Here is a 26504-nt window from a genome sequence, read left to right on the forward strand (position 1 = left end):
AAGTGAAGCCTCAAGGTCGTGGCTTCAAGTTCAGAGCGAATACGGAGCGTGGACGATTCGTTCCGAGATCCACCAGATATTCCCGTGTGTGTCCTTCACACCACCCTGACGATCTCCATAGGGTTGATCGCCGACATCCATGATCAGGATCGCACCATGGTCGAGCGCTCGTCGCATCGATTCGTCCGCGTTTTCAACGTACAGATAAAATGAACTGGCCATCGGACCGAAATTATCGGACGCCTCACTCACCATGACGGTCGACGTGCCGAGTTGCACCTGTACATTCGCGATGCAGCCATCCTCTCTCAGGCTGCGTAAGCTCTCGACACCGCCCAGGCCGTCGACCAGAAACGTGACGAACGCCCCGGCATCTTTCACGAAAAAATAAGGCGTGACGGTATTGAACCCGGGAGGGATATACATGGCACGACACTCCTTCACCCCATCAGTTGGGTTCAGCCCATCAATTCGGAAATCGGCTTTCCATGATCGACAATGGGAGTCGGCCGTCCGTTGAAGTCACGAATCAGCGTATTCGCCGAATCGATTCCCAGGTGCTGATAGAGCGTGGCCAGGAAATCACCTGGACCACATCGTCGCTCGACGACATCCTCACCGCGTTTGTCGGTGGCTCCGATCACGCGGCCCGTTTGAATTCCCCCGCCCGCCCACACGTTACAGAACGCACGTGGCCAGTGGTCGCGACCAGGTTGGATCGTTCCCGCGGGGGCACTGGCATCGCCGGCGCCGGTACTTGGTGAGTATTCAATTTTGGGCGTCCGACCGAATTCACCGGTGATCACGACCATCACCCGTTTATCCAGCCCCCGCTCGTAAATGTCTTCGATGAGCGCGGTCACGGCACGGTCATACGCGGCAGCGCGGAATTTCATCGCCTCGAAAACGTTGTGATTGACGGCGTGATCGTCCCAGTTCTGGACGCGGCCACACAGCGGTCCGCTCAGACTGGTTGTCATCACCTCAACGCCCGCTTCGACCAACCGCCGTGCCATCAGCAACTGTTGGCCCCAGGAGTTACGACCGTATCGATCGCGCGTCTTATCATCTTCGCGGCTGAGATCGAACGCGTCTTTCGTTTTGGGGTTCGTCAGGAGCGTCATCGCCTGCGATTCGAACTCATCCAATGCCAGCAGCTCTCGCTGTTGGTCGAACGTGCGTTCCAGCGTGTCAAGATTCCGGCGAAGGTTCGACCGGCGATCCAGGCGTTTGACTTCGCCGGAATCTGTCAGACCGATGTTCGGCACCGAGAACGTTGGCTGATTCGGGTCGCCCATCACCGTGAACGGCGAGTAGGCATCGCCCAAGTAGGCCGGGCCGTTGTATTCGAGAGGAGGATTGATCCCCACATAGGCGGGCAACGGGTTACGGCGTGGCCCTTCCTGGGACCGCATATAGTTTGCGACGGTCATCCAGTCGGGAAAGCGGGGCTTCACCTTGTCTCGCGTATCGGGATCGCCCGACAGCAATTGCATCGAACCGGCCGGATGCCCTCCTGCCGTCTGATTCATCGACCTCAAGACGGTGAACCGATCGGCCAACTGCGCGTGCAGCGGGAATAGCTCCGTAAACCGAAGCCCTGGAACTTTGGTCGCGATCGTTTCGAAGGGACCACGATACTCGCTGGCCGCCGTCGGCTTGGGATCGAACGAATCGATGTGCGACAACCCACCGGGTTGCCAGACCATGATCACCGCCGTCTTTTCGCTGGGAGACTTGCCGGTCTCACTCGCGTGTAGACGATTCCGCGCTTGCAGCCGGAGAATGCCCGGCAAACTGAGCGTCGCAAAGCCAGCCAGTCCTGCCTGCAAGAATGATCGCCGTGGTCCGGACAAAGGCCCAATAGGACCCGAGCAGTTGTTGACCGATGCATTGAAGTGGCTACTCATTTTTTCTCCGCAGGATTGACGTGAATCGCAATCGGTTCGGAAACAACAATATCGACCAGATCATTTGGCGTGGCCACTTGCGTAGCCTTTTTCAGTCGTTCTGCCGCCAGCGCCGTCGCGGTCACAGCCGCCTTTTGTCGCGTGACGGCCTGCTCCAGTGACTGATCCGCTTCCGCCTTCTTTTCCACAGCGGCGGCATTTACCGCGTCTGTCAGTTTTTGGACTTCCGCATCCGCGGCCGCCTGATCGCTTTGAGCCTGCCGATGTGCGGCTTCCGCAGCGGTCACTTCTTCAGGATGATGCCGGTACTTCGCCACGGCCCCCCCGTAGAACGCGATCACATAGTCACCCGGTGGGGTTTTCAGCGCCCCCAAATCAATCACCGCTTCCGCACTATCGGCGGTGAGTGAAACGTCGAACGAGCGATTCTTGTCGAAGCCCGCACCAAACGTCCGCAAATTCATGGTCGCCCCCGAGAATTCCGTGCGGCGGGCCTGAACCAGCGGAATCGTCAGCTTTTCACCTGCCGTCACAGTCAGCACACCACGATTGGCAGGCGAAATCGTGAGCGGTGCCAGTTCATAACCACTGACCGAAACCGGCACATCGGCCATCAAACGGGGATTGGGAATCTCGCCCCACGAATCGGGTATCGGCCATGCAAACGACGCCAGATGGCAGGGCCGCGTGATCGTCGTTTCTCCCACCAAACCGCGACCCATCAATTTGGCCGACGCGAAGGCCCGCGGGGCATTCGGCTGTGCGGTGACGAGCATAATTCCGCGCGACTGGCCAGCGGGTATTTTCAATCCGGTGGCCGTGACCCCTTCCGGAAGTCCTTCCATCAACAGATCGATGTCACCATCAAAACCATCACGGCGAACGGCGACGACCTCGAGCGCCATCGTGGCACCACCACGCAGGGCCAAGGGCTTCGAGAGGGCGTTTCGATCACCGTTTCGCAACTCCATGTGCAGGGCCCAGGCCACCAATGCAAATTCCGGAGCCGCCTGACGAATCACCAGCCGATAGACGTTGCGCGGATCAAGACGCGTACCACCGAACAAGTCGGTCAACTGCAGACGATGCAGGCCATCTTCTTGTATGACAATTTTCCCCAGAACATCGGACGATCCTGCGTTGTAAGGCGGGCCATCATAGGCATAGCCATTGCTCGAGACTTTGACTGGGCTGGGAATGTCGCTCAGTTCGGCCACGTCGGTCAATTTCTCGGTTTCACCCGTCTTTGTGACGTGCTGAACCAGCACCGCGGGATCGGTTGGCAATCCGAATCGTTCCGAGGCAACTTCGACCCACCAGACCTCACCCTTTTTAGCTTCAAATTCAAAAACATCCACATCCGCGGCCGGATAGAATGATCCTGCGATATCGCAAGGCAACGTGATTTTTTGGGCGCGCAATCGATCATTGTTCGGCTCGACTTCGGCGGCCGCCGCCTGAACCGCAAGTCCTTCGGGCGGCCACGAGAAGGAACTGACGGTCTTGGACGATGGCATCCGCTCGACCGAGGCCCCAACGGGAAACTCTCGTAGCGCCAGTCGGTAGAAAAATGCCGGACCGCCACCGTACGTCAGTTCATGCACCTTGATGACGTACGTCCCGTCTTCAGGAACGAGATAGTCCAACCAACCGCTCCGCCGTTCGACCAGCAGATCTCGGCCTTTGGCATCGGCGATCACGAGGACCGCGTCAAGTTTCGAATCAATCCCGCGTGCGGAACAATCGACGACGACACGCTGGCCCTTCGTCGCATGAAAGGAATAGTAGTCGACGGCCCGCGGTGTCATAACGGCGTTGCAGACCGCGTTCATCGTCAGTTCAATCGCCGTCGCGAGCGTGCGATTCGGCTGGGATTGGACGACTTCGCTCAGCGTTCCCACCGAAAAAATTCGCGAGGTCGAGACCCCCAGCCGCGTCATGACGCGGGCTTCGTGCAATCCCACGGGACACTCCGCGGCGATGTCGACAAGGTACTTGTTTGCTTCGGGCTTTCCCGCGGCGTCGACTTTGTGAGTCGCCGTGATTCGTTTGTCGGAAAACGTCATCTCATCGGCGTCTTCCAGGTTTTCGCCGGTGATTGTGATCTCGACACGTGTGCCAACTTTTCCACCCATCGGCATGGTGGTCAGCAGACGCGGGGCAGGCAGGGCGACGGACTGTGCCTCGACAGACGTTCCACCGACCAGACCCAGCCCCAACCCCAACAGCAGCACCCAGGTTCTGGGATTGCCCATGCGACGTTCCGTCCTGGCCGAATTCATCAGGTTACGACTCATCTCGATCACCTTCCGCATCATCGTAGTCACAGTTGGAATCCAGGATGGCGAGTTCCGCCGTCCCCTCTACCAAACATCCTGCTGGTGTTCATCAATCGTACTGGCAACGTCCGCCGCATTCCGTCCCGAACGTCGGCGGAACGGTCTGATTCATTAGTGGTTGAAGAGGAATTCTTTGGAATTGATCAACGCCCAGATCAGGTCCTGAAAGTTCTCGCGATTCGCCTGCTGCGTTTCGACGGTGCTGCCATTGGCGTCAACACGCGGTTCATTCAAATAGGCTACGGCGGTTTGCAATTCATTGGCTCGCGGCTCGCGTGCGAACGCCGCCAGATACAGTTCTCGGACTTTCAATTCGGGGGGTGTGTCGGCTTTCGCCAGTCGTTCTGCACGACCGCCTGCCGTCGCCAATTTGGATTTGATATCGGCCGAATTGATGAGATGCAGACTTTGCGCCAAGCTGGACGACTGCACGCGTTCGCATTCGCAGACGCTTTCGCCTTCAGGCCGTCCAAAAACGCGCAGGAAAGGTGATGAACGGTTGTAACTATTGTCGGGAAGGGCGATGGCTCGCGTGCCGGGGGGCAGACTGGCAAAATCGGTCTGACTACCTGCCAGTTGGTCAATCGCATCGAGCAGCACCTCGGCCTGCAATCGACGCGGGTAGTAGCGCGAGTAGTTCTGGCGGTCGACCAGATTGTACTCGTTGGGCAGTTCGCTTAACTGATATGTCTGCGAACGGGTGATGGCCCGGACCAGTTCCTTCATATCAAATCCACTGGCGATAAAACTTTTCGCGAGGGCGTCCAGCAGCGCGGGATTCGTGGGAGGGTTGGTGTCACGGATATCGTCTTCCGGTTCGATCAAGCCCCGATGAAAGAAGTGCTTCCAGTAGCGGTTGACCAAAGCTTTCGCGAAGAAGGGATTCTCGGGTGAACGCATCCAATCCGCCAACTTTAGCCGAGGGTCTTCATCGGGTGCGATTTCAGGGAGCTTGTCACCCAGCGCCGCGGGCCTGAGTGCGATTCCGGTCTTGATATTGGTCGCCGTTGCGACGCCGCGTTTGTGGAAAATCAGATCTTCGCCCCGCGTCGCCGAAGGCTTGCGGCCGACTTGCGTAAAGAACGCGCCCAACGAGTAGTAATCGTCCTGGCTCCACCGTTCAAACGGATGATGATGGCACTGGGCACATTGCATGCGAACACCCAGGAACAGTTGCGCCACGTCTTCCAGTTGCTGCTTCGGTTCTTTGACGCGTTTGTACCACGCAACGGGAGGATTCCCAATCACGGTGCCTGTTGCCGCCAACAGCTCGCGCACGAATTGATCGTACGGTTTGTTCGCCAGCAGACTGTCGCGCACCCAGGCATGGAAGGCAAAGTTCGCAATGGTGTCGCTGGCATCGTCACGCCGATTCTTTAATGTCGCCGTCCATTTTCCGGCGAAGAAGTCGGCATAGTCCGTACTTCGCAACAGTGTGTCGATCCACTGGTCGCGTTTGTCGGGTTCATTACTCGCCAGAAACGAGGACACTTCTTCCTCGGTTGGCAGTCGTCCGGCGACATCCAGCGTCACCCGACGGATGAAGGTCGAATCGTCGCAGACGGGCGAGGGAGGGACACCAATCACGCGAAGATTCGCGAACGCCTGATCATCAATGAAGTTTTTCGAGGGGGGGAGCGAATCAACCGGAGCCCCCAGGGGAACCGACGCACTGAAGACGGCGACTCGCCCCTGATAACGCACCATCACGGCGACGTTTCCGGAAATATCCATGACTTTGACGACGCCACCCGGAGTGACTTCTGCCATCGCCACATCATTGGTCTCATACAACGCCATCGCGGTGACATCACGAATGGTGCCATCAGAGTAGCGCGCGACGGCATGCAGTGGCGTTTCCGATTTTCGTGCGAGCGTCGCGTGGTCAGGTTCGACGGCGAACGAAACCAACGTGGGTGCGTCTGCGGCGTCGAAGGGGGCACCTTGCTTGATCCATTCGCGAATCAAAGCGTATTCGTTCGAGGTTGCATTCAAACGCACACCGCCGCCATGTGGCAGCCGACCAGACGCCTTCTGCAGCAGCAGGCTTTGGTCGGGCGATCCCGCAAACAACCGTCGGCCTCGGGCTTCTTTGGCGAGATGCTCGTAGTCTTCCTGCGGTTCGAATCCGAGCAGTGAGAGCTGAAAACCGTTCTGACCGTTGCCCGCTTTCGCATGGCACACGCCCGCATTGCAGCCGGCTTTCGTCAGGATGGGGGCAATCTCATTCATGAAGCTGACGGGGCGGTCGTCCGCCGACGTGAGAGCGGCCGTCATCAAGAATCCGCCAACCACGACGCTGAAACACGAAATCCGCCTTGAAACTGATTGCGGCCGGGCTGTCGTTCCGGGTGGGAGCATTTCATTTCCAGTCGAGGCGGGGATTGCAAAATGAGGCTAAGAAATAGCTTAGTTCACTTTACCGGACATTCAAAGCGAACACATCAAATTCTTTTGACGCGTCGAACAAGAAACGTCCGCTTTTGATACAGGGCCTCGTGGGAAGGCCGCAACCTATTCACCCCAAACAACCTCGGCATACCGATCGCAGTCTCACGAACTGAAAATTTGATCGACTTGATCATATTGAGCGATATGTTTTATATCATCCTATCTATTCAGGACTTAGGTGTGCTCATTCGATTTAACCATCTTGAGCGGCTTGAGCAATATGCTCGCTGATCCGTCCTTGAATGACTGCAAAAATCGCCTCTCGCACGGTACTGATGTACCGATCGATACCGTGGTCGAGTCCTGAAGATGGTGTGAACGCATGACGATGTTCCAGAATCCGAATGGATTAGTGGCTTCGGTCTTGGCCGAAGATTTCCCTTCGCAAGTCAAAAGAACTCTGCAACCAGGGGAATGATACGAATTTCGGCGCATCTGTCTGGACCGAAACAGACGTTGTTTCCAAACGTTTGGAAACTTGACCGCGTTTTACGTCCTCCGTGTCTCCGTGCCTCTGTGTTTACCCACCCTACCGATGTGCACCCGAAGTACACCAAACGTCCAAGTGGGCCCAGCGGGGGCTAGGGAGACACTAAGGCACGGAGACACAGAGGAAAGTCAAAAATGCAGAATTTGCAGGAATGGAATTTAGGCGCGAGAGGCTCTTGATTGAAAACAGAGACATTTCGACTTACTCTCGTTGAGGCGTTGTGCCCGGCGTGCGTGCGACGGCGATTTCGATTCCCAATTGAATAGGGCCTGATCTTGGCGACTTCCTCCAAACGTCCCTGGTATCGCCGAAAACGAAGTCTGGCACTTTTGTTGGCCATCGTGATATGCGGCGGTCTCGGCTATCTCGTTGTATCACCGGACCCATTTGCCACGCCGCCGTTTGAGATTGGCGGAACATTTGAAGTGGTGGTCCTGGATGAGCAGGAGAATCGGGTGGCCGGTGCGACGGTCACCCCGCATGGGTTGCGGGCCGTGCAGGATCAGGGCTCCTGGTATTCGTGGCGTGAAGAGGAGCATGGGCCGTATACGTCCTCGGTGACGAACGAAAATGGGTTGGCTGAAGTGACCTATCCAAAATGGGTCAATCGGGAAACCGCACTCGTCACATCCACCGTTTGTCTGGTCGTGGAACACCCGGATTACTGCGTCAACCAAGGAGCCGAATGTCGGCTGGAAACCGTGGGGCGAGTCAAACCGGTCCATCGTCTGCAATTGAAGCAGGGGGGGCGACTGCGAGTTCATGTGAAGCGTGAGAACTCTGACGAGCCCGTCGGCGAAGTGTATGGAACGATCTCGCAATCATTCCGTATTCAGGTTTGGGAAGACGATGGCGCGGGAAACAAGATCTCGCCCGTTTGCACTCCCGGACTGCACACACTGCGAGTCATTGATCGAACCGACCCAGAGAATCTGCGGTTCAGCGATGCCATTGTGTTTGATGCGGTCGCAGGAAAGACGGAAGATCGCGAGGTCGTGGTTCGCCCCGGGATGCATTTTCGCGGACGTTTGGATGTGCCTCAGCCGGTGAAAAATGGATACGTCATCGTTAACGTGACCGATGTCACGGTCCCGATGCCGACACGGCATGATGAATCTTACACCTGGAAGACCTGGACCAAAGTGAACGAGGCGGGGGAATTTGAATTTCGGGCGCTGCCACCGACGTCCTTGATCTCACTTCATGCCTGGTGTGAGGGTTACGTCAGCCAACTGCCTGCCACCTCGACTGTTCCCGCCTATGTGCGGGTTCTCGAACGGCGCGTCGTACCGCAATTCATCGAGCTGAAAGACGAGTCCACCATTCATACGATTCCGATGGAACCGTGTGCCCAATGCGACATCCATATCACCAATTCGTTGGGAACCCCGCTCGAAGGGATTCGAGTCGATTTCAGTCCCAACATCCAGGTTGGCGTGAACGGCAGCTCTCTTTTTGGAGTCGCGACGGCCTTCGAAAAGGATGTGCCAGAACGAGCGACCTCAATAACCGAGCAACTGCGGGAACTCCGCAAGCGATTTATGGATCGGACAACCACCCGACCGGATTTGGTCGAAACGAGTTATGGGGCGGTGACGGACGCCAAGGGGAACTGCCGCATCACGAATTTGCCCGGATATGGTCCAGAAGGATTCGACATTGAGAACGACAAATGGGTCATCAAAGGTTTCGAACGGCCTCCGTATCGCAGCAACATCCAAGCGGATCTGAAGCCCTGTGAAGTCACCAAGATCGACGTCGTCCTCGTTCCCAAGGTCGCGGTGACGCTGCAAATGTTGAAAGCCCCCGAACCGAGCACAGCCCAGAAGATCCTCACCCGCGCGAAACAGCTTCTCGGGCTGTAACCGGAATCGATCGGTGCAGTCATCGTCCACAGGACGAAGGATCGGATTGTGACATGTAGACGACCTCTGCAATGACATCGATTGTGAGCATGTCACGTGGATCGATTATTGGCCGATCGCCAAGTCGCGACGTCCAATCGATGCCAGGCAGCCGCTCGTGCAGTCTGACAATCGCTTCGGCGGTCAATTGACCATCCTCGTTGCGGTCCCAGCCTTCCATCAGATCCTCTTGGCGGATGGAGATTCCAAAACGTTTTCTGATCCGAAATGTCAGATCGAGGATCTCGATCGATTCGCCGCCGAGGTCGCCGAAGAACGAACCATCGACCACCACTTCGTCCGGTTCAATCTGCAGGCACTCCGCGACATCCAGAATCAGTCCCGCCAGAATTTGATCGCGATCATAACGACGAGTCATGCGGATTTTCCTTTATCACGAGTGGGTTTCGTCAGTCGTTTCGGCGCGCTGAGAGGTTCAGCGTGAACCTCGCCACCGACGTGATTGGCGAGATGGGAATACGAGAATTCGACGAATTGGGCATAGATGGCCGTCACCATCGGATGGGCGTGTCCAAGTTGTTGCTGGACAAACAACAGGTTTCCCCCGGTTCGCTTGTAGGCGAGAAAGCCGTAGGTGTGCCGGAGCAATTGCACACTGGCGCGATCCTTTAAACCCGCCTCGGTCAGAATCCGGACCACGCGCCGATAAAGAGCGGTCCGATCATAGGGCCGGCCGCGTTCATTCAAGATCAACGTCTGTGATTGTTCATCCAGATTTGCGTCATCCGCAGCACCACCCCCTCGCGTTTCCCGGATGTACTGCTCGATCGCGCACCAGAGATTGGCGGGGATGTAGACCCACCGGTCCTGTTTCGGTGTCCCCAGCACGCGGATGGCAGAGAGTGCCTTTCCCTCAAGGGCATCGCGGACTCGCAAATGGCAAAGTTCTGAGTTTCTGAGTCCCGAGAATAGCAGGATCTCGATAATCAGCCGATCAACGGTCGCTCGCGTGCGAGCATCACCGGAAGTGGCGGTTTGACGATCACGAATGAACGCGAGAAGTTCAGTGACCTCGCGTTCAGAAAGAAACATATCAGCGGTGATGTCCCAGGGAGCCTGTGCTTGCGACGCCTTCTTCATACTCATCTCCGATTAGTTTTGTTGCACACAACTTAACGCACCATTATTGATTTGTAAAGATGCGTTTCTGTAGTCGCTGCGTTGGAGGACGTTTAGGCAAGAGAGTGACGCCAGAGCGCGAAGGCGATCTCAACCGTGTTGCGACAAAGGGGACAGGCACCTTGCGGAGCCAGTCCCCTTTGTCGCAACACACCGGTTCGTTCTCGGATCTTCGATTCTGCGTCAGCGGCGCTTCATGAAGAGGCGTTCCCAAGGGGACCTTGGGAACGAGGAAAAGCGGAGCTTGGGATCGAGGATAAACCGCAGATTTTAGTAACGAAGGGACGAGGAAAATCGGGGGGCTTTCGATCACTCGCGCAGCATGACTTCCGAGCCTTTGACCAGGAAGTCGTAGACTTCGATGATGTCGCGGTCGCGCATGCGGATGCAGCCGCGGGATTCGGCCTTGCCGATGGAGTCGGGGTCAATGGTTCCGTGGATGCCGTAGCTATTGCCCAGCGAAATCCAGCGTTTTCCCAGCGGATTCTGTGGATCGTTTCCTTCGATAACCTTGCCGGTTCGGCTATCGGTGTACTGTGGGTTTTCCATCTTGTCGAGAACGGCAAATTTGCCAAGCGGCGAGGAACTGTCTTTCCCGATGCCGACCTCGTAACGCTTGACGTAGTAGCCCTGCAAATGCACCGTCAACGCGAATTCTTTCAGATCGACGACGGCCCCGAAGGGTCCCTTCATCACCTTCAGCTTCTGACCAATTTGAATTCGACGGGGATCGACGCGATTCAATTTTGCCAGGTATTCCGCTGACAACTGATACTTCTTCGCAATCACCCGCAGTTGGTTTCCGGGTTCCACTTCGTAGGGATCGACGTAGTGTGGTTTGGCATCGAAGAAAATCGCGCGGGCGGTGCTATCGATGATTTCCTGAAGCTGGGGTCGGAACTCTTTGTGGTCCCAATAGAGCTTCGAGAATTCACGATGGGCGACCAGTGTCTCGCCCGCCGCCAGTTTGTCTTCCGCCGCGGCCAGACGTTCCTTGAGCGACTGTTCTTCGGTTCGCGTTTCAGTTCGCAATTCGCGGTTGTCGCTTTCCGTGGTACTCGGATCCTGATACGCCGCGGCCTTGATGCGTGCTTTTTCACGAGCGGTTTCACGCACGCCTTGCGAGGGATCCATTTTCGCCGCGGCACGCCGAAGCCGAATTGGTGGCCCGGGCCGGTTCTCTGCCGCGTTGGAACCCTCAAATTCATCGACTGACGAATCGGCCGTGCGGCGTTCCGATGCCGTCGAGGAACGATCGACCGACTGGCGCGAACTGGCGGTCACAATCGGTGACGCATCCACTTCGGGTTCGGTCTGCTGGGCAACCACATCGCGTTCTTCGTTGGCCGCCTCGATTGCAAGACGGCGAGCGGCATCCGATATCGAATCGTTGGGCGCTGGCAACGGCTCGCGACGGGCCACCTCAACACTGAGCGTGCCACTTTTTGCAGGCGAGTACGAGAGCGGAATGAACCCGCTACTCCAGCAGAGTCCAATACCGATTCCAATGCCAAACACGAACAGCGTCAACGCTGGCATGTGACCGCGGAACATAGAGCGTCTTCCGTGACGAGAGAGTGCGATATGATCAATCAACGACACGGGACGTAAAGAACTTTACGCGGTTCCCGTATCGACGAGGTGACACATGGGCGGGGGTTCTAACAGAACGCGAAATCTGCGGCTACACGAACCTTCAAACGAAGGCGCAACAACATATCCAAAAACGACTTATCGCAGACCACACGATTGTGTCAGCGATCAAATCGCCCCAGACAGGCCCCCGCCAGGTGCCCGCCAAACCCCAGCGACAGCTTCCAGGCACGATCGATTTGTTGAGGGCGAGCGATGCCTGCCACATGATTCAATGTACAGTCCGCATCGATTTCGGTCAGATTCACGGTCGGCGGCGCAACTTGATCGCGAATGGCAAGCACGGTCGCCGCCAGTTCAACGCTGCCCGCCGCCCCCAACAGATGCCCCATCCCGCCTTTCAAGCTGGAACAGGTGAAGTCGTCTGTCGCCGATCCGAACACCGTCCGAATCGCCTGGCATTCGACCGAGTCATTGGCCAGAGTGCCGGTGCCGTGCAGGTTGATGTAGTCAGGAGTGGCAGAGTCGAGGGTCCGCAGATCACTCAACAGCCGTTTCAGCGACTGACCTTCGGGGTCAAGTTGTGTCAATCCAAACGGATCCGTCAGCATTCTTCCGCCGAGCCATTCGGCTTCGATTTTCGCTCCACGTTGGAGCGCCGAATCCAGCCGTTCAAGCACCAGGCATGCGGCCCCTTCGCCAACGACAAACCCGGATCGACGACGATCAAACGGACGGCACGCCGTCGCAGGATCTTCGGACTCGCGCGAGACCACTCCCAATCGCCGGAAGGAGCCGAGCAGGGCGGGCTGCAGCGAGGCATCGGAACTGCCTGCCAAGACGATGTCGCACCCACCGCTTTGAATCAGTTCCGCCCCGCGCAGGCAGGCCGCCAGGCCGGTGGCACATGCGGCAATCGGGCACAGCACAGGACCTGATCCGCCGATCAGGCGGGAAATCGCCACCGCGGGTTGATTCGGAAACACATCCAACCAATCCGCCGTGCCGTCGGTGTCGCGGCCGGACAACGACGGATGACTTCCCACCGCACGCTGATTCTCGAACAGGCGTGAAAAGGTATGCAATCCGCCCTTGCTGGTGCCAAAGACGATGCCGACATCCATTTCCGCCAGCGTGGCGGAATCGAGTCCAGCATGGTCGAGCGATTCGGCCGCCGTGGTGAGCGCCAGATCCACGAGCGGTTCACGATGCCGACGATGATTATGATCAGGAAGCCAAACGGGAGCCCCCGCCATGAACGAATCACCCGTCCAGTGTGGGGCGTTCAACCAACGAGTACGGCTGTGCCCTGCGACGATTTCACGCCAGGACGACTCACGATCGGGTCCGAACGGCGTACACAGTCCAATTCCGGTGACAACGATTCGACAAGGCTCACGCGTAGACATTGATTGTTCGGCTCAAACCCGGCGGCTCGATCGGCCGACAGCGTAGACAGCCCCCGCAAACAACAATGCCACAATGGCCCCTTCGACATAAAAACTGCGCGTCACGACAGTCGTATTGGCCGGCATCGCGACATTGTTTCCGGCGGGCTGTGCCGACGCGGGTTCGAGCCCGACGATCAACGTCAGACAGCAAAACAGCAAACAGAATCGGTAGTGTCGCACGGTCAACATCTCAGTTTCGCTCCGCATCATCACGGATCAGCGGTTATTTCTTGCCCTTATCATTACGCGACGGCTCATCGTACCGCAACAGTGATCGATGAAAGACAGAAACGAACACCGAAATTCTGGACGGGTTCGAGCGTGGAAAGAGTGTTTCCTGCGATCTCATCATCCCGAAATCTCGAATCAGGAACGACTTTTTTTCAATTTGCCAGTAACCTTTCGAACTTGCTTCGTGTCCGTCAACGCCGGACAACCGAATTGGACGACGGTTGTCGCTCCCGGGAAAAAAGGCCACTCAATGGCCCCAAGGATTGCCTTAGAATGAATACATCGCAATTGCGGAAATTGGGGGTGCCCGACGAATGCCTGACGGCGGCGATTGCGGGAATTCAACAGGCGGCAAAAGACGGCAAGGCCAAAGGCAAGGCGATCAAGGAGTTGATTGCCAGCGTCATGGCCGAACCGAAGGCATACGAAACCCATCCGCACTTTGGACAACTGGCCCGTGATCTGATCGAAGCCGCCGAGTTCGTTCGTCCGGAACCGATTGGTTACGAGGTCTGGGGAACAGACATCGATGATGCCTGCCGGGCTCAGATGCGTCAGGCATGTGCGTTGCCCATGGCGGTCGGTGCGGCTCTGATGCCCGATGCGCATGTCGGTTATGGACTGCCGATCGGTGGTGTGCTGGCGCTGGAAAACGCCGTGGTTCCCTATGCGGTCGGTGTGGACATCGCTTGCCGCATGAAGCTGTCGGTTCTGGATATTCCGACCACGGAGCTGTCCGAAAACTTTCATCGCTTCAAATCGGCCTTGGATAAGGGGACGCGTTTCGGAATCGGGAGCGCGCATGAACGGCCCCAACAGCATGCAGTGATGGATGCCGATTGGACTGTGACGCGGATCACGCGCGAGCACCGGGATAAGGCCTGGCGTCAATTGGGAACGTCAGGTTCTGGAAATCACTTCGTCGAGTTTGGTGTGATGACATTATCACAGCGCGATGAGGAGCTGGGTTTGGACGCGGGCGAATATGTGGCGCTCATGAGTCATAGCGGAAGTCGCGGGACCGGAGCCGCCGTCTGCGACACGTACAGCAACATTGCCAGGGCCTCACTACCCAAGCGCTACGAAGATGTCGGCCGATTGGCATGGCTGGATCTGGCGAGTGAAGCCGGGCAAGAGTACTGGGCCGCGATGAGCCTGATGGGGGAGTACGCTGCGGCGAATCATGATGTCATCCATCGACTCGTTTCGCAGATTGTGGGGGGCAAGATCATTTCCGGGATTGAAAACCACCACAACTTCGCGTGGAAAGAAGTGCATGATGGCCGCGAGATGATCGTGCATCGCAAAGGCGCGACTCCCGCGGCCTCGGGCGAACTCGGTGTGATCCCCGGGTCGATGGCTGATCCTGCGTTTGTCGTCCGTGGCAAGGGAAACGCAGCCAGCTTCCGGTCCGCCTCACACGGGGCAGGACGAAGGATGAGTCGCACGGCCGCACGCGAGAAATACACCTGGCGATCGGTACAGCGCGACCTGGAAGTCAAAGGTGTACGAGTGATCTCGGCCGGTGCCGACGAGGTCCCGTACGCGTATAAAAACATCCTCGACGTGATGAACGCGCAACAAGACCTGGTCGAGATCGTGGCGCGATTCGATCCCCGGATCGTCAAGATGAGTGATGATGGACGGGCCGAAGATTGATTAGCAAGGCACTGGGCGATTGCAGATTCCGTGGCACGGCCTATTTCGGTTTTTCCGCCGGGGCCGCCGTGGCGGTGATCCAGAATGATTCGAAAGCATAGCCCAGGCGAGCCGGTGTTCGCGCAAACCGTTCCATTTCTTGCGGCAGTGCCGTCTTGCCGACAATTTGGATCGGCCCGGAAAATGGCATACCCGTCGTTGTGAAGGACAATTTCACTTCGGCGGCCGTTGGCGAGCTTGGTTCAGAGACGACAGCGGCAGCGGTGACACCCTCCGGCAACCCCGTCACTTTCACTTCAATCGCGCCCGTCGCGGTGGGGGCGGTCTCGCGGCGAAGAATCTTGACAGGGATTTCGGTCGGCTTATCCGGCGCGACCACGATTTGATCGGTACTGACCGACAGTTCGAAGTCAGGTTGTTCACCGCGCACGGTCAACAGGTACCAGCAACGATCGCCACCTTGGCGAAAGCGGTCACCGATCGTCAGTTGGTATTCACCATCGAGTGCGGCGGTATGCACGACCGAGACGTCGCGCGATCCGGCCACGTCGTCGACATCGGCCACAGCCTTCCCCGTTGGATCAGACAATGTCATGACAAGATCTAGGGGAATCTCGAGCGTTCGTGATTCCGCAGACACAATCAATTGCTGCCCCTTGGTCACGGGGATTCGATAGTGATCGGTTTGTTTCGCAACTTTCAAACAACCAGTGATCGAGGAGGACAGTGGAGCGATGACAGGTCGTTTGGGATCGGCCGCGTCGAGTTGCATCGTCACCGTACTCGGCACCAGACGAACGCGAGTCGCGATGGAGAAATCGGGCGTCGACGCAAAGCCGAGGCGAATTTCCGACGACCTTCGGAAGTCATCCAGAACTTCCAGTTCCTGATCCTGGCTCAGACGATTTCCCCCAAAGGGAACGATGCTGAGTTGTGTGCCCGTCGGGATATTCCAGCCCGCCACCGAGACCGTCCCCGGATTGGACAGCGGAGCGGACAAGGGCAGGGCGTGCGTCGCGTAGGGGCCGGTGGTCAACGTCAACCGGTAGAGATGTCCCGCCCCTCCGTTGAAGCGGATCGTCGTGTTGGGAGTCGCGGGAAACGCGAAGATCCGAACGATGTACGTTCCCGCTTTCGGGGCAGTAAACGCCAACCGCGGATCAAGGTTGAGATCGTCATGATTCTCGGCCAGTACGATTCCGTCGGGAGCCACGATTTGCAGAATTGAATCCATCGGCGATCCAATTCGCGTATTGGCATCGAGTGCCGCGACGAGTGTCTGTGACGCGGACAATTGCACGGAATAGCAGTCGACATCGGCGTCTTTGAAGGCCCCGTTCACCGTGACGTTGGTTTCACCGATGACTTGGGCCGCACGCGGTTTTTCGTTCGGTTCAACCTCATCGACTTCCTTCAGGCTGCCGATCAAAAACGGCACCGCCACCGAAGCGCCTTCGGCATCGTACAGCCGAATCCACACTCGATCGGCCGCGAGGTCAGCGGGAATGGTCACGTCAATCTTTCCCGAATCGGCCAGCGCCGTGGCATCGACACCCGGCGCCCAGATCTTGGGAGGCCAGGTGAATGTGCCGGTACAGGTCACGGTGACTTTCGTGCCGCGCTGTCCACCCGCCGGGAACAGATGCGTGAGCGTCGGCGCCGCCGCAAAAGCCTGTCCCGCAAGAACCAAAGCCGCGATCAGCAAGGCAAACGATCGCATGCGGGAACGACGGGAAGACGTCATCGAGCCAAGGAAGCAACCGGCGTTCATCACAGCAGAAACCATCAAGAGAACTCGACAGAGAGACCAATTCACTGCACAACCGGAGCGCAATCACTTACCGAACAAGTTCTTTGCCTTCTCTGTGTCTCCGTGCCTCTGTGTCTCGCTTCCCCCACTGGACCCACTTGAACGCGAACCGTACATCGGAAGCACATTGGTGGTGAGCGAGACACAGAGACACAGAGACACGGAGAAGGCAAATGCGGGTTGTGATTACATGATTTCTGCGATGGGGCGCGAGTCACTCACCAGGTGGGTGGGGCGACCAGCGCCGGTGTACAGAATCTTGTCGGGGTTGATGCCGAGCTTCAGGTAGACGCTCGAGACCAGATTTTCGGGGGCATAGACCTTTTCCACGGCCGAATAGCCGTGTCGATCGGTGGCACCGACGACCTGTCCGCGAGGTGTCCCGCAGCCAGCGAACAGGACCGAGATCGCGCTCGACCAGTGATCGCGGCCGACGGTTGTTTGGCCGGGCAGCGTCGAGAGCTTCGGCGTGCGTCCGAACTCACCCATGACGATGACCAGCGTCGTATCGAGCAGGCCACGTTCGTCGAGGTCTTCGATCAGACGAGCGACGACCGCATCGGTGTTCTTTCCCTTTTTCTTGAACGCATTGAAGATGTCCGAATGGTGATCCCAGCCACCGCTATGCAAAGTCACAAACGGCACACCGGCTTCGACCAGGCGTCGCGCCAGCAGTGCTTGTTGACCAAACGTATTGCGGCCATACGCATCGCGAACGGCGTCGGGTTCGCGGTGGATCTCAAACGCACGCTGCGCGGCCGGAGAGGTCATCAACGACACGGCTTGCTGATAGTTTTCATCTGCCCCTGCAACAGGATCGCCGGCCGCTCGGTCGTGGAATCGCTGGAATTGATCCAACTTCAACCGCATGTTGCGGCGACCGAGCTCTCGACCTTCGTCCAGTTCTTTGGGAACCGTCACGTCACGGACGATGAACGCCTTGTTGTTCGGATCATCGCTGACAACGAACGGGGCATGGCGTGCACCGAGGAAGTTGGGGCCTCCCGAACGTGCCATATCGGGAATCGAGAAGTAGGGTGGCAGACCGTCTTTCGCACCGCGTTCAAACGAGACCACCGAACCCATACTGGGATGAAAACTGACATAGGCACCGCAGCTGACGGGGATTCGCGTCGGTGCGCCCGTCATCATGTAGTGATTGCCGGCACCATGGTTGTTTTGATCATGACGAATCGACCGCACGATCGTCAGCTTGTCGCTGATCGCAGCCAACTTCGTCATATTTTCGGAGAAGTACAAACCCGGCGTTTTGGTACTGATCGGCTGGCAATCACCCCGAATTTCCGCAGGTGCGTCAGGTTTCGGATCGAACGTTTCAAAATGGCTGGGTCCGCCGTCGAGCCAGACCAGGATGCAACTGGTCTTTCGCGCGGAACCATCCTGAGCGTGCCCCCGTGCCCGCAACGAATTAACGAATCCGCCGCCAAGCAGTGCCCCCAGGCCGAGCTTCAGGCAATCGCGCCGTCCAAATCCATCACAGTTTTGATATACGGTCATGAAGCAGTTTCCCCTCTTCCGTCCTCAATCCGTCTGATTCTTCAATCTGCTGACAAGATCTGCTCCAGGCCGCACTCACTCGCGTCAGTCCACGAATGAGAACTCGGGCGTATTGAGCAGCGCCCAGAACAGATCTTCAACCGCTTTGCGTCGTTCGGCCGCCGCCGCGGGCAAGTATTCCACGGCCGCTCGACGTTCCTCGTCACGAGGAAGTCGGCTGTAGGCCCACAAGTAGGCTTCGTCCACAATCGCCTCATTCGTCCAATCGCTGGCCGCCAGCTTGGCCGGACGCGAGGTATCAAGCACAATTTTCTTGTTGAGCAGTGGCGAGTTCATCAAGTGCAGGGCCTGCGGCGTCGTCGTTTCAGTGGAACGCTCACAGGGTGGGTCCTGGTTCAAGTCAGGCCGACCGAACGTGTCGAGGAACAGCGATGTTGAACGGAACGTCCACATCTGCATCGCACGCGAACCCGGCGGCGTCGCGGCGAATTCTTCTTCCGATTCCAGCACGTCGTTCACCGCGTCCAACAGAATTTCGGCGCGCATTCGCCGACGGTAGTAACGCGAGAAGTTTTTCACGTCGGAAATATTGCGATCGTTCGGGACCGAGCTGAGTCGGAACACATGCGTCGTCATGATCGAACGGATCAACTTCTTGATGTCGTAACCATTCTGACGGAATTCGTTCGCCAGATGATCGAGCAGAATTTCGTTCGTGGCGGGGTTAGTCGCGCGGATATCGTCGACGGGATCAACCAGACCCTGTCCCATGATTTCCGCCCAGACGCGATTCGCCATGACACGCGGGAAGTAGTGGTTTGACGAGTCGGTCATCCAGGCGACGAGTGCTTCGCGCGGGTCTTCATCGGGGCCGAATGTCAGTGGAACTCCTGTCAATGTTTTCGGAGCCACCGGCTGACCGGTATGACCGTGAAGCAGCTGTCCGGAGCTTTTGGTGAAGATCATCTCTTCCCCGCCCGAGATGGGTGGCGACAGACCTTCGCCCTTATGGCCGATGCGCGAAAAGAATGAGGCAAATCCGAAGAAGTCGTCCTGGCTCCAGACTTCAAACGGGTGATGATGACATTTGGCGCATTCCAGTCGAACTCCCAGGAACAATTGGCTGACGGACGCGCCGATTTCGATAGGTTCCGGCCGATCGCGGAAGATCACCGTCGCGCCGTTCTTCCAGGTACTTCCCTGAGCGGTCAAAAGTTCGCGAACGAACTGATCGTATGGCATGTTCTTGCGGAATGCATCCCGCAGCCACGCGTCGAGATTCCAGACCGATTTGATCCCTGCGCGGTAAGGATTGGGACGAAGCAGATCGGCCCATTTGTTCGCCCAGAAATCGGCATACTCGGGTCGGTCGAGCAGTCCGTCAACGAGTGCCTCACGCTTATTGGGCGATTGGTCCGCCAGATAGGCCCGCGTTTCGTCGGGCGTCGGCAATCGTCCGATGGCTCGCACGAAAGCCCGACGATGGAACGTCGCATCGTTTGCTGGGGGCGACGGGGTCATTCCCAGAAGTTTCAGCTTTTGCCAGACCAGATCGTCGATCGCACTGAGACGCGGTAATTGTTGGTAGTCGGCATCGGGAACGTTTCCAGGCAGAGGGATCGTCACCGTGCAGACGGCAATATGGTTCATGTAGCGGGCCATGATCGCAGCTTCACCGGGAACTGGACCGGCTTGCACGATCCCATCACCCGCTGGGGCAATCGCGGCGATCGTGCGGTCATTCGATTGAAAGGCCGCTCCATCCGTCACATCGCGGCGATGTCCATCGGAATATTCCGCGATCACTCGCAGCGGGAACTGCTGCTGTGGCGCCAGACTCTGACTGGCGGGCTCGGCGATGACTCGAACCAATTTCGGAGCGTCCGCCGGAGTGCGCGGGGCTCCGTCATGAATCCACGCTCGAATCTGTTCGTAGGGCGGGCTGCCAATCTCAAACCGCTTTCCACCCCCGTGGGGAAGCTGGCCGACAGCCTTACGCAGAAGCAAGCTCTCTTCCGGTGCAGCGGCGAACACACGACGTCCGCGGGCTTCTCGAACGAGCGCCGCATAGTCAAAATCCGAATCAAATCCTAGCAGCGAAAGCGCAAACCCGTTCTGGCCACGGGATTTACCGTGACAAGGCCCCGCATTGCACCCCAGTCGCGTCAGCAGCGGCTGCACGTCGGATTCAAACGTCACTGCTTCGGTCGATTTCTCTGCAGCCCGAACGATTGCGGGCACGGCAGACAAACATCCGACAATCACGAGACTTCGGATGACGTATGACGTTCGGGCGAAGGACATTTGCCAATGGCTCATCGAGTAAAACTCTGCAGGTGATCCAGCAGGCTCAGGGAGAGCCGCGCAGGCTGACTTTTTGTTTTTTTTATCAAAATCCATCAACTATAGCTTATCGGAATCCAAGCGTCACCGAAACAGATTTTAGCACAAACTCGGGTCGAATTCGGGTTTTCCAAGGGGCCCGACAACGTCCGTTGTCAGTGAAGATTTCACGACAAATCTTCACTTTCCCGAAGCGTCCGGACGATTCGGCACTCGAGATGCTACTTTCGTCGGCGACATTGACGAAATGACTCGTGCACAAACCCCATCTTCAATGATTCAATCGTCGTAATTGCACATCCGCAACGGACTCAACAACTACAACCGATCCAGTCATGAGTTGTGGTCAAAAGTTCGACAGATTGGAATCTGCCGACCGAACAAATGCTGGAAGCGTTGCGTCCGCAACAAAAAACGATGTCACTCTTACAAAAAACGCTTGCGTTGCTGCCTGGAAGACGAAGCTTTCAACAACTCAAACAGCACTCAAATTTGCTATTTCATATCAGTTTTCCATGATCCGATCGGCGACAAACGTCTGCCTAAGATCGGAGGCTTGGAAATTTGAAGCCCGTAGGAAGCCTTCATGTTTGACCTGTTGATTCGCGGTGGCCACCTGATTGATCCCGCGCAGAACCTGAATGAACCACGGAATATTGCAGTCAATGGTCGCCGTGTCGCGGCCGTCCTCGATCCATCAACGCCCGCTGCACCCGCGCGAGAAACGATCGATGTCGCGGGGAAACTGGTCGTCCCCGGCCTGATCGACTTCCACGTGCATGTTTTTCCCGGCGTCAGCCATTTCGGAATCGAGACTGATCCGACATGCCTCTCTCGCGGCGTGACGACGGTGCTCGACTTTGGTACCGCGGGCGGACTGATTTTCGGGGGCTTCAGGCGGTATGTGATTGATGAGGTCCAAACGCGGGTGCTTGCGCTCCTGCATATCGCCGGTCAAGGTCTGATCGGAAGCGTCGGCGATCCACCGCTTCTCGGTGAACTGCATGACCTGCGATATTGCGATCTCGATACCGTGAAACGTGTGGTCGAAGAACATGGTGATGTGATCAAGGGGATCAAGATTCGCTGTACGGCGAATCTGGCAGAGGGGGGACGTAACGAAGCAGAGGGACTGGCCCGCGCCCGCAGAGCGGCCGACATGGTCGGACTACCGCTGGTGGTGCACAGCCCCGACTCGTCGCTGTCCATTCACCATGTACTGGATCAATTGAGACCGGGCGACGTCTTGACGCATTGCTTTCATGGAAAGCGTTGTGGACTGGTCGACTCTGAACGCAAATTGATTCCCGACATTCGCAAACATCTGGATGACAAAGTGCTGCTGGACGTCGGACATGGGTTCTCGAGCTTCAACTTCCAGGTGGCTCGCAACCTGCTCCAGCAGAACGTGATCCCCGATTTCATCTCCAGCGACATCCATCATTACAATTTGGACGGCCCGGTCTTCGATCTTGTCACGACGATGGACAAGTTTTTGCACTTGGGAATGGACCTGGTCGAGGTCATCCGCCGCACAACGCAGTTGCCAGCCCGGTTTCTGGGTCGCGAAGACGATCTGGGAACCCTGCGTGTCGGTGCCGTGGCAGATATTACGGTTTTGGACCGGATGAGCGGATCGTTTCCGCTGATGGACGCCGAAGGGAACACAGAAATTGGGACTGAGCACCTGGAGCCGACGCACGTCTTCCGCGCTGGCTGTCCGCTTCGCGTGTTACCGCATCCGGTTTTCTGTCCTTCCAACTGAAGGACGGGCGCGGAACCGAATCTGCAACAGACAATGTCAGTCGACCGGTTCTGGTTTGGGGTCGGGATACGTCATCTCATTGCGAACGACGTTCACACCCGGCTCCATACGAGCCATATCCTCCGCCAGCTTTGCGTCATGCCGAGAGGCAGCTTGTCCACGCAGCACCAATTCGCCCGTGGGTTCGACCGTCATATTAACGTCCGTGAGCGACGACATCTTTCGAAGTCGGACTTCCAGCTTGGTCGAAACCGCAGCCAACTGTGGCTTAGAGTACGTAAATCCAACCATTTGTCGAGGACGAACCGGAGGCAACTGCGACGCCTGGCCACCGCCATTCTGGCCGCCGTTCATCTGGTTTCCCTGATTGTTCGGATTGTTGTTATTTCGATTGCCATTGCCGCCAGCGCGACGATTGCCGTTGTTCTGGTTTCCCTGCAATCCTTGGCCCTGGCCCTGGATATTGCGACCCAAAAACTGATTTGTATTGGTATTTCGGCCGAGGAAATTCTGGCCCTGTTGCTGACCGTTCATTGCACCCTGGGTACCGGTCTGACCGAATCCGCCGGCCCCACCGAGACCGTTGGTGGTGCCACCAAGTCCACCACCAAGTCCGCCCCCGGCACCTCCACGACCGGACGTGCCGCCAAGCCCGCCCGAACCGATGCCACCCAGTCCACCAGTTCCCCCAAAACCACCTGTGCCACCGGAACCGCCAAATCCGCTTTGGTTGCCAGTACCCCCCCCGCCAAACTGGGCGATCGCAGAAACCGGGAACCCGGCACTGATCGAGATCAGAGCGGCATAGAGAGCAATTTGTCGCATGACACGATTTCCCTCGGCTCAACCTGACAGGTGTCGCAGCCGACATGCGGCACGATTCACTCTGCAGACAAAATCTTCTCGACAATATTCGTTGCCGTCAACCAGTTGTTTTCGCCTGATCGGGAATTCAGGTTGCGTCGATCGCGCTGGAGTTCACCTTTGCGCCACGGCCTGCATTTTCTATGCTCTGCGCGGCAGAATTTGCCGGTTTTTGTAATTCTGCGAAAACTCCGGCTAACGCACGATTCAGATGAGGCCAAGCATGCCAGGGAGGGCACGACAGTTAGGGTTTGTCTTTGCGCTGCTCGCGTGCGCGCTGACAACCTTTGGCTGCCTGTCCACTCCCCAACTGCAGAACTACGGAAACCCGGTTGTTCTGCCAGCGGACTATTCCTCACTTCCGTCCGACGCTGTCCCGACTCCCGTCGCTTCGTCACAGCCGGCGTTCGGACCTGATTTGGACGGAAATTCGACGCTGCTGACCGGTTCAACGACGATCATCAACACGAGCCCGGTCTCCGATCCCAATGCCGTCACGAGCACTGCCCGCAGTTCGTCGAACGTTCCGGACCTGACTCATATTTACCGCCGGACCGCGCAATCCGACGACCGCGATCGAAACCCGGTCATCGTCATTCCAGGAGTTTTGGGCTCACGCCTGGTTGACCAGCGATCGGGACAAGTGGTCTGGGGTCAATTCGGAGGAGACAGCATCGATCCGCACACTCCCTGGGGTGCCCGCATGATCGCACTCCCGATGAGTCAGGGGCAGCCGTTGAGCGCCCTGACGGATGCCGTCAAAGCGGTGGGAACCTTGGATGCGCTTGACGTTCGCCTGTTGGGAATTCCGTTTCAGATCAATGCCTACCGCGATCTGCTGAATGCGCTGGGAATCGGCGGCTATCGCGACGCCCAGACCAATCTGGCCAACATCGACTACGGCAACCAAAGTTACAATTCCTTTCAGTTCGCCTACGACTGGCGTCGTGACAATGTGGAAAACGCACGTCGGTTACATCAGTTCATTCTCGACAAGAAGGCTTACGTCGAATCGGAACGCCGCAAACGCTATGGTGACGACTTCGAACCGGTTCGGTTTGATATCGTCGCGCATTCCATGGGGGGCCTGATCGCTCGCTATTACCTTCAATATGGCGACGCCGACCTGTCAGCGGATCAATCCGCCGCCCCCTTGACCTGGGCCGGTGCGGAACATGTCGCCCGACTGATCATGATCGGCACCCCGAATGCAGGATCGGTCGATACCATCGCCAATCTGATCCAGGGCGAAACGCTGTCTCGATTCCTACCCCGCTACGAGGCGGCGATTCTGGGAACGATGCCCGCTCTGTACCAGTTGCTTCCCCGCAGTCGGCAGAACCCGGTCGTCGCCGAGGGGGACCGGCGAGGAGTCGATATCATGGACCCGCGCGTCTGGGGCCAGTTTCGCTGGGGGTTACTTGATCCCCGGCAACAACACATCGTCCGAGAACTGCTGCCGGAAGTGTCCGATCCTCAAGAGCGTCAGCAGATCGTGTACGACCATTTGAGCAAATGCCTCGCTCGCGCCCGTGCCTTTCACGCAGCGATGGACGCCCCTGCCAAGCCACCAGAGGGGACCACCATTCACCTGATCGCCGGCGACGCGCATCCCACGATCACGCAGTACCGCGTGGACAATCGTGGCACGTTGACGATGACGGCCATGCAACCCGGTGACGGCAAAGTGAGTCGCCCGAGTGCCCTGATGGACGAACGCTATTCCACCGGTACAAAATGGACACCGCGACTGGTCACACCGATCAAATGGACCAGTGTGAACTTTCTGTTCGCCGACCACCTGGGGCTGACGAGCGATCCCGGGTTCACCGACAACGTGCTCTTCCTGCTGCTAGAGTCACCGCGGTAGTCCGCAAGACTCATCCAACGACGATTCTCCACGGTGAAGTAAGATCTTCGGCTTGATTCAATCCAGCAGACTGCGTCGCAGCACTTCCTGAGCCTGCGAGAAATACGGCTGCCACTCAATTTCCGGACGCTGAAACTTCAAACAGTCTCGCACCTTCTGCAGTGTATTTCGGGCCATGTGCGGACAGCGATTGCAGGCACAGGTTTCGCCGGTTGAGGTCATGATCCCAGGGACTGGAATGTACTCATGCTGCGGTGCCAGCTTCTTCAGGGGGTGGATCATGTTGGCTTCGGTAGCGACCAGGAACGTCTTGGGCTCGGAGAGCGACGAGACGTACTTCCGCATTTTTTCAGTGCCGCCGATCATGTCAGCCACTTCCAGAATATTGGCGGGACATTCGGGATGCGCCAGCACGATCGAGCCGGGGTTATTCCGTTTGGCGCGCAGCAGATCCTGCACGCTGAACACTTCGTGCACCATGCAGGAACCCGGCCACAGAATCATCGGGCGGCCCGTGACGTTGCTCAGATAGCGTCCCAGATGTTGATCGGGGACGAACAGGATTTCTTTGTCGGCGGGAACACGATCGATGATCTCGCGTGCATTGCCGCTCGTCACAATCCAGTCACACAGCGATTTCACGGCGGCGGTCGTATTAATGTAAGCGACTGTCTGGAAATCGTGACCCTGGGCCCGTAGATCGGCCTGGAACGCCGCCAGCTTGTCTGCCGGGCAACTCTCTGCCAGTGAACACCCCGCCAGCAGGTCGGGCATCAACACGCGTTTTTCGGGGCTGAGAATCTTGGCAGATTCACCCATGAAGTGGACGCCGCAAAAGACGATCGTCGAGCTTTTGACGCGTGTCGCGTCGCGAGCCAGCTTCAGGCTATCGCCCGTAAAATCGGCAATGTCCTGCAAATCTCCGTCGACGTAAAAGTGGGCCAGAATCGACGCGTCGCGTTCTTTCTTCAGGTAATCGATCTCGTCCATGACTTCCAAGGGATCTTCATAGACTTCGACGGGAGCAGATGAGTTGATGACGGGGAGTTCCATCGAATTTCCTGCCAATTCTTCAATAAATCGTGGCGAATACTCTGAAGCGAATTCTGCGAAGCGAATTCAGTGGTCACGGAACGGGCACCTGGCTTGCGATTGTCTCAGTTGAC

19 protein-coding genes are annotated in these 26504 nt (G+C 57.4%); 5 read left to right on the forward strand and 14 right to left on the reverse strand.

Features of this window, described 5'->3' with window-relative positions; genetic code table 11:
• Nucleotides 1-30 precede the first annotated feature (30 nt).
• Genes OSO_RS0124335 through OSO_RS0124345 form a run of 3 tightly spaced genes read right to left on the reverse strand, consistent with a single transcriptional unit; the run spans nt 31 to nt 4165 of the window.
• Nucleotides 31-426, reverse strand: a complete 396-nt coding sequence (locus OSO_RS0124335; protein WP_010585677.1) for a VOC family protein — start codon at nt 424-426, stop codon at nt 31-33.
• 32 nt (nt 427-458) lie between these two features.
• Nucleotides 459-1910, reverse strand: coding sequence for a DUF1501 domain-containing protein (locus tag OSO_RS0124340; protein ID WP_010585678.1), 1452 nt, complete (start codon nt 1908-1910; stop codon nt 459-461).
• Complete coding sequence (locus OSO_RS0124345) at nt 1907-4165, reverse strand: PPC domain-containing protein (protein ID WP_010585679.1); 2259 nt, start codon at nt 4163-4165, stop codon at nt 1907-1909. Before OSO_RS0124345 ends, OSO_RS0124340 begins: the two co-directional genes overlap by 4 nt.
• Between OSO_RS0124345 and OSO_RS52075 the strand changes: the two genes are divergently transcribed.
• The gene (locus OSO_RS52075; protein WP_010585680.1) at nt 4164-4364 is read left to right on the forward strand and encodes a hypothetical protein; all 201 of its coding nucleotides are present in this window, start codon (nt 4164-4166) and stop codon (nt 4362-4364) included. The genes OSO_RS0124345 and OSO_RS52075 overlap by 2 nt on opposite strands.
• On the opposite strand, the gene OSO_RS0124350 is transcribed toward OSO_RS52075, so the two are convergent.
• Entirely contained in the window at nt 4361-6526 is a 2166-nt protein-coding gene (locus tag OSO_RS0124350; protein ID WP_202799972.1) for a DUF1549 and DUF1553 domain-containing protein, read from the reverse strand. The two genes, OSO_RS52075 and OSO_RS0124350, sit on opposite strands and share 4 nt — an antisense overlap.
• Nucleotides 6527-7465: 939 nt before the next feature.
• Between OSO_RS0124350 and OSO_RS0124360 the strand changes: the two genes are divergently transcribed.
• The gene (locus tag OSO_RS0124360; RefSeq protein WP_010585682.1) at nt 7466-9055 is read left to right on the forward strand and encodes a hypothetical protein; all 1590 of its coding nucleotides are present in this window, start codon (nt 7466-7468) and stop codon (nt 9053-9055) included.
• Nucleotides 9056-9074: 19 nt separating this feature from the next.
• On the opposite strand, the gene OSO_RS48475 is transcribed toward OSO_RS0124360, so the two are convergent.
• From OSO_RS48475 to OSO_RS0124385, 5 genes are all read right to left on the reverse strand, one after another.
• A complete protein-coding gene (locus OSO_RS48475) occupies nt 9075-9473 on the reverse strand; it encodes an acyl carrier protein (RefSeq protein WP_010585683.1) in 399 nt (132 codons plus the stop codon).
• Nucleotides 9470-10195: a tyrosine-type recombinase/integrase gene (locus OSO_RS48480; protein ID WP_010585684.1), complete on the reverse strand. Its 726-nt coding sequence runs from the start codon at nt 10193-10195 to the stop codon at nt 9470-9472. The genes OSO_RS48475 and OSO_RS48480 overlap by 4 nt, the downstream gene beginning before the upstream one ends.
• Nucleotides 10196-10543: 348 nt before the next feature.
• Complete coding sequence (locus tag OSO_RS48485; protein WP_010585685.1) at nt 10544-11788, reverse strand: L,D-transpeptidase family protein; 1245 nt, start codon at nt 11786-11788, stop codon at nt 10544-10546.
• A 200-nt stretch (nt 11789-11988) separates the two neighbouring features.
• On the reverse strand, nt 11989-13236 hold the full coding sequence (locus OSO_RS44935) for a beta-ketoacyl-[acyl-carrier-protein] synthase family protein (protein WP_010585686.1): 1248 nt from the start codon (nt 13234-13236) through the stop codon (nt 11989-11991).
• Nucleotides 13237-13248: 12 nt separating this feature from the next.
• Complete coding sequence (locus OSO_RS0124385) at nt 13249-13467, reverse strand: hypothetical protein (RefSeq protein WP_157605424.1); 219 nt, start codon at nt 13465-13467, stop codon at nt 13249-13251.
• A 315-nt stretch (nt 13468-13782) separates the two neighbouring features.
• Here OSO_RS0124385 and OSO_RS0124395 point away from each other — a divergent pair, with 315 nt between their 5' ends.
• The gene (locus OSO_RS0124395; RefSeq protein WP_010585689.1) at nt 13783-15168 is read left to right on the forward strand and encodes an RtcB family protein; all 1386 of its coding nucleotides are present in this window, start codon (nt 13783-13785) and stop codon (nt 15166-15168) included.
• A gap of 40 nt (nt 15169-15208) precedes the next feature.
• Here the strand turns inward: OSO_RS0124395 and OSO_RS44940 are convergent, their stop codons facing one another.
• The 3 genes from OSO_RS44940 to OSO_RS0124410 all read right to left on the reverse strand — a co-directional run bounded on the left by OSO_RS44940 (nt 15209) and on the right by OSO_RS0124410 (nt 20800).
• The gene (locus OSO_RS44940) at nt 15209-16888 is read right to left on the reverse strand and encodes a PPC domain-containing protein (RefSeq protein ID WP_050986186.1); all 1680 of its coding nucleotides are present in this window, start codon (nt 16886-16888) and stop codon (nt 15209-15211) included.
• A 276-nt stretch (nt 16889-17164) separates the two neighbouring features.
• Complete coding sequence (locus OSO_RS0124405) at nt 17165-18496, reverse strand: DUF1501 domain-containing protein (RefSeq protein WP_010585691.1); 1332 nt, start codon at nt 18494-18496, stop codon at nt 17165-17167.
• Nucleotides 18497-18580: 84 nt separating this feature from the next.
• Nucleotides 18581-20800 (reverse strand): DUF1549 and DUF1553 domain-containing protein, encoded by a 2220-nt coding sequence (locus OSO_RS0124410; protein ID WP_010585692.1) that lies wholly within the window; start codon nt 20798-20800, stop codon nt 18581-18583.
• Between the two features lie 625 nt (nt 20801-21425).
• On the opposite strand from OSO_RS0124410, the gene OSO_RS44945 reads away from it, so the two are divergent.
• Nucleotides 21426-22604 carry an amidohydrolase/deacetylase family metallohydrolase gene (locus OSO_RS44945; RefSeq protein ID WP_010585694.1) on the forward strand — a complete coding sequence of 393 codons (1179 nt, stop codon included), beginning with the start codon at nt 21426-21428 and terminating at the stop codon, nt 22602-22604.
• Nucleotides 22605-22640: 36 nt separating this feature from the next.
• Here OSO_RS44945 and OSO_RS48490 read toward each other — a convergent pair whose 3' ends face one another.
• Nucleotides 22641-23429, reverse strand: a complete 789-nt coding sequence (locus OSO_RS48490) for a BON domain-containing protein (protein ID WP_010585695.1) — start codon at nt 23427-23429, stop codon at nt 22641-22643.
• A 262-nt stretch (nt 23430-23691) separates the two neighbouring features.
• Here OSO_RS48490 and OSO_RS0124440 point away from each other — a divergent pair, with 262 nt between their 5' ends.
• Nucleotides 23692-25338 (forward strand): alpha/beta hydrolase, encoded by a 1647-nt coding sequence (locus OSO_RS0124440; RefSeq protein ID WP_010585696.1) that lies wholly within the window; start codon nt 23692-23694, stop codon nt 25336-25338.
• Between the two features lie 57 nt (nt 25339-25395).
• Here the strand turns inward: OSO_RS0124440 and nadA are convergent, their stop codons facing one another.
• Nucleotides 25396-26391: a quinolinate synthase NadA gene (gene nadA / locus OSO_RS0124445; RefSeq protein ID WP_010585697.1), complete on the reverse strand. Its 996-nt coding sequence runs from the start codon at nt 26389-26391 to the stop codon at nt 25396-25398.
• Nucleotides 26392-26504 lie beyond the last annotated feature (113 nt).

It is taken from the genome of Schlesneria paludicola DSM 18645, from assembly GCF_000255655.1.
In the GTDB taxonomy this organism is placed as follows: domain Bacteria; phylum Planctomycetota; class Planctomycetia; order Planctomycetales; family Planctomycetaceae; genus Schlesneria; species Schlesneria paludicola.

Coding starts and splice junctions, on each gene's coding strand:
- OSO_RS48475 (WP_010585683.1), bottom strand. CDS start 9,473: ATGACTCGTCGTTATGATCGCGATCAAATTCTGGCGGGACTGATTCTG.
- OSO_RS0124410 (WP_010585692.1), bottom strand. CDS start 20,800: ATGTCCTTCGCCCGAACGTCATACGTCATCCGAAGTCTCGTGATTGTC.
- OSO_RS44935 (WP_010585686.1), bottom strand. CDS start 13,236: ATGTCTACGCGTGAGCCTTGTCGAATCGTTGTCACCGGAATTGGACTG.
- OSO_RS0124350 (WP_202799972.1), bottom strand. CDS start 6,526: ATGACGGCCGCTCTCACGTCGGCGGACGACCGCCCCGTCAGCTTCATG.
- OSO_RS0124345 (WP_010585679.1), bottom strand. CDS start 4,165: ATGGGCAATCCCAGAACCTGGGTGCTGCTGTTGGGGTTGGGGCTGGGT.
- OSO_RS0124440 (WP_010585696.1), top strand. CDS start 23,692: ATGCCAGGGAGGGCACGACAGTTAGGGTTTGTCTTTGCGCTGCTCGCG.
- nadA (WP_010585697.1), bottom strand. CDS start 26,391: ATGGAACTCCCCGTCATCAACTCATCTGCTCCCGTCGAAGTCTATGAA.
- OSO_RS0124405 (WP_010585691.1), bottom strand. CDS start 18,496: ATGACCGTATATCAAAACTGTGATGGATTTGGACGGCGCGATTGCCTG.
- OSO_RS0124335 (WP_010585677.1), bottom strand. CDS start 426: ATGTATATCCCTCCCGGGTTCAATACCGTCACGCCTTATTTTTTCGTG.
- OSO_RS52075 (WP_010585680.1), top strand. CDS start 4,164: ATGCGACGTTCCGTCCTGGCCGAATTCATCAGGTTACGACTCATCTCG.
- OSO_RS48490 (WP_010585695.1), bottom strand. CDS start 23,429: ATGCGACAAATTGCTCTCTATGCCGCTCTGATCTCGATCAGTGCCGGG.
- OSO_RS44940 (WP_050986186.1), bottom strand. CDS start 16,888: ATGCGATCGTTTGCCTTGCTGATCGCGGCTTTGGTTCTTGCGGGACAG.
- OSO_RS0124385 (WP_157605424.1), bottom strand. CDS start 13,467: ATGTTGACCGTGCGACACTACCGATTCTGTTTGCTGTTTTGCTGTCTG.
- OSO_RS44945 (WP_010585694.1), top strand. CDS start 21,426: ATGTTTGACCTGTTGATTCGCGGTGGCCACCTGATTGATCCCGCGCAG.
- OSO_RS0124395 (WP_010585689.1), top strand. CDS start 13,783: ATGAATACATCGCAATTGCGGAAATTGGGGGTGCCCGACGAATGCCTG.
- OSO_RS48480 (WP_010585684.1), bottom strand. CDS start 10,195: ATGAAGAAGGCGTCGCAAGCACAGGCTCCCTGGGACATCACCGCTGAT.
- OSO_RS0124340 (WP_010585678.1), bottom strand. CDS start 1,910: ATGAGTAGCCACTTCAATGCATCGGTCAACAACTGCTCGGGTCCTATT.
- OSO_RS48485 (WP_010585685.1), bottom strand. CDS start 11,788: ATGTTCCGCGGTCACATGCCAGCGTTGACGCTGTTCGTGTTTGGCATT.